The organism is Pseudomonas sp. Pse35, assembly GCF_024519715.1.
GTDB lineage: Bacteria > Pseudomonadota > Gammaproteobacteria > Pseudomonadales > Pseudomonadaceae > Aquipseudomonas > Aquipseudomonas paracarnis.
In genome coordinates this window covers 1-3,492 of record NZ_JALJRP010000065.1, presented here as the reverse complement: position 1 = coordinate 3,492, position 3,492 = coordinate 1, and the positions used below count along the sequence as shown (strand labels likewise).

The window sequence follows — 3,492 nt, the reverse complement described above, 5'->3', positions numbered from 1 at the left end:
CGGGGCCATAGCTCAGCTGGGAGAGCGCCTGCCTTGCACGCAGGAGGTCAACGGTTCGATCCCGTTTGGCTCCACCACTACTGCTTCTGTTTGTATAAAGCTTAGAAATGAGCATTCCATCGTTGTGATGGTGAATGTTGATTTCTAGTCTTTGACTAGTTCGTTCTTTAAAAATTTGGGTATGTGATAGAAAGATAGACTGAACGTTACTTTCACTGGTAACGGATCAGGCTAAGGTAAAATTTGTGAGTTCTCTTAACTGAGAAATTCGAATTTTCGGCGAATGTCGTCTTCACAGTATAACCAGATTGCTTGGGGTTATATGGTCAAGTGAAGAAGCGCATACGGTGGATGCCTTGGCAGTCAGAGGCGATGAAAGACGTGGTAGCCTGCGAAAAGCTTCGGGGAGTCGGCAAACAGACTTTGATCCGGAGATGTCTGAATGGGGGAACCCAGCCATCATAAGATGGTTATCTTGTACTGAATACATAGGTGCAAGAAGCGAACCAGGGGAACTGAAACATCTAAGTACCCTGAGGAAAAGAAATCAACCGAGATTCCCTTAGTAGTGGCGAGCGAACGGGGACTAGCCCTTAAGTGGCTTTGAGATTAGCGGAACGCTCTGGAAAGTGCGGCCATAGTGGGTGATAGCCCTGTACGCGAAAATCTCTTAGTCATGAAATCGAGTAGGACGGAGCACGAGAAACTTTGTCTGAATATGGGGGGACCATCCTCCAAGGCTAAATACTACTGACTGACCGATAGTGAACTAGTACCGTGAGGGAAAGGCGAAAAGAACCCCGGAGAGGGGAGTGAAATAGATCCTGAAACCGTATGCGTACAAGCAGTGGGAGCCCACTTTGTTGGGTGACTGCGTACCTTTTGTATAATGGGTCAGCGACTTATTTTCAGTGGCGAGCTTAACCGAATAGGGGAGGCGTAGCGAAAGCGAGTCTTAATAGGGCGTCTAGTCGCTGGGAATAGACCCGAAACCGGGCGATCTATCCATGGGCAGGTTGAAGGTTGGGTAACACTAACTGGAGGACCGAACCGACTACCGTTGAAAAGTTAGCGGATGACCTGTGGATCGGAGTGAAAGGCTAATCAAGCTCGGAGATAGCTGGTTCTCCTCGAAAGCTATTTAGGTAGCGCCTCATGTATCACTGTAGGGGGTAGAGCACTGTTTCGGCTAGGGGGTCATCCCGACTTACCAAACCGATGCAAACTCCGAATACCTACAAGTGCCGAGCATGGGAGACACACGGCGGGTGCTAACGTCCGTCGTGAAAAGGGAAACAACCCAGACCGTCAGCTAAGGTCCCAAAGTTATGGTTAAGTGGGAAACGATGTGGGAAGGCTTAGACAGCTAGGAGGTTGGCTTAGAAGCAGCCACCCTTTAAAGAAAGCGTAATAGCTCACTAGTCGAGTCGGCCTGCGCGGAAGATGTAACGGGGCTCAAACCATACACCGAAGCTACGGGTATCACGTAAGTGATGCGGTAGAGGAGCGTTCTGTAAGCCTGTGAAGGTGAGTTGAGAAGCTTGCTGGAGGTATCAGAAGTGCGAATGCTGACATGAGTAACGATAATGGGTGTGAAAAACACCCACGCCGAAAGACCAAGGTTTCCTGCGCAACGTTAATCGACGCAGGGTTAGTCGGTCCCTAAGGCGAGGCTGAAAAGCGTAGTCGATGGAAAACAGGTTAATATTCCTGTACTTCTGGTTATTGCGATGGAGGGACGGAGAAGGCTAGGCCAGCTTGGCGTTGGTTGTCCAAGTTTAAGGTGGTAGGCTGAAATCTTAGGTAAATCCGGGATTTCAAGGCCGAGAGCTGATGACGAGTTACCTTTTAGGTAACGAAGTGGTTGATGCCATGCTTCCAAGAAAAGCTTCTAAGCTTCAGGTAACCAGGAACCGTACCCCAAACCGACACAGGTGGTTGGGTAGAGAATACCAAGGCGCTTGAGAGAACTCGGGTGAAGGAACTAGGCAAAATGGCACCGTAACTTCGGGAGAAGGTGCGCCGGTGAGGGTGAAGGACTTGCTCCGTAAGCTCATGCCGGTCGAAGATACCAGGCCGCTGCGACTGTTTATTAAAAACACAGCACTCTGCAAACACGAAAGTGGACGTATAGGGTGTGACGCCTGCCCGGTGCCGGAAGGTTAATTGATGGGGTTAGCTAACGCGAAGCTCTTGATCGAAGCCCCGGTAAACGGCGGCCGTAACTATAACGGTCCTAAGGTAGCGAAATTCCTTGTCGGGTAAGTTCCGACCTGCACGAATGGCGTAACGATGGCGGCGCTGTCTCCACCCGAGACTCAGTGAAATTGAAATCGCTGTGAAGATGCAGTGTATCCGCGGCTAGACGGAAAGACCCCGTGAACCTTTACTATAGCTTTGCACTGGACTTTGAATTTGCTTGTGTAGGATAGGTGGGAGGCTTTGAAGCGTGGACGCCAGTCTGCGTGGAGCCATCCTTGAAATACCACCCTGGCAACTTTGAGGTTCTAACTCAGGTCCGTTATCCGGATCGAGGACAGTGTATGGTGGGTAGTTTGACTGGGGCGGTCTCCTCCTAAAGAGTAACGGAGGAGTACGAAGGTGCGCTCAGACCGGTCGGAAATCGGTCGTAGAGTATAAAGGCAAAAGCGCGCTTGACTGCGAGACAGACACGTCGAGCAGGTACGAAAGTAGGTCTTAGTGATCCGGTGGTTCTGTATGGAAGGGCCATCGCTCAACGGATAAAAGGTACTCCGGGGATAACAGGCTGATACCGCCCAAGAGTTCATATCGACGGCGGTGTTTGGCACCTCGATGTCGGCTCATCACATCCTGGGGCTGAAGCCGGTCCCAAGGGTATGGCTGTTCGCCATTTAAAGTGGTACGCGAGCTGGGTTTAGAACGTCGTGAGACAGTTCGGTCCCTATCTGCCGTGGACGTTTGAGATTTGAGAGGGGCTGCTCCTAGTACGAGAGGACCGGAGTGGACGAACCTCTGGTGTTCCGGTTGTCACGCCAGTGGCATTGCCGGGTAGCTATGTTCGGAATAGATAACCGCTGAAAGCATCTAAGCGGGAAACTAGCCTCAAGATGAGATCTCACTGGAACCTTGAGTTCCCTGAAGGGCCGTCGAAGACTACGACGTTGATAGGTTGGGTGTGTAAGCGCTGTGAGGCGTTGAGCTAACCAATACTAATTGCCCGTGAGGCTTGACCATATAACACCCAAGCAATTTGCGTCGAAAGGCCAGATTGCGGTGTGTGAAGACGCAATGAACCGAAAGTTCGACGCTCACAAAACACCACGATCTATCACATACCCAATTTGCTGAAGCGAGGCCAGCTGGCCACGACTCAGTACCCGAATTTCTTGACGACCATAGAGCATTGGAACCACCTGATCCCATCCCGAACTCAGCAGTGAAACGATGCATCGCCGATGGTAGTGTGGGGTTTCCCCATGTGAGAGTAGGTCATCGTCAAGATTAAATTCC

General features: G+C 50.9%; 1 tRNA gene and 2 rRNA genes. All 3 read left to right on the top strand.

Features of this window, described 5'->3' with window-relative positions:
• The first annotated feature begins 1 nt into the window (after position 1).
• The 3 genes from OC445_RS26740 (at position 2) to rrf (ending at position 3,483) form a co-directional block, all read left to right on the top strand.
• Positions 2 to 77 (top strand) — tRNA-Ala (locus OC445_RS26740).
• Between the two features lie 247 nt (positions 78 to 324).
• A 23S ribosomal RNA gene (locus tag OC445_RS26735) occupies positions 325 to 3,216 on the top strand.
• Positions 3,217 to 3,367: 151 nt separating this feature from the next.
• A 5S ribosomal RNA gene (rrf, locus tag OC445_RS26730) occupies positions 3,368 to 3,483 on the top strand.
• The last annotated feature ends 9 nt before the right edge of the window (positions 3,484 to 3,492 follow it).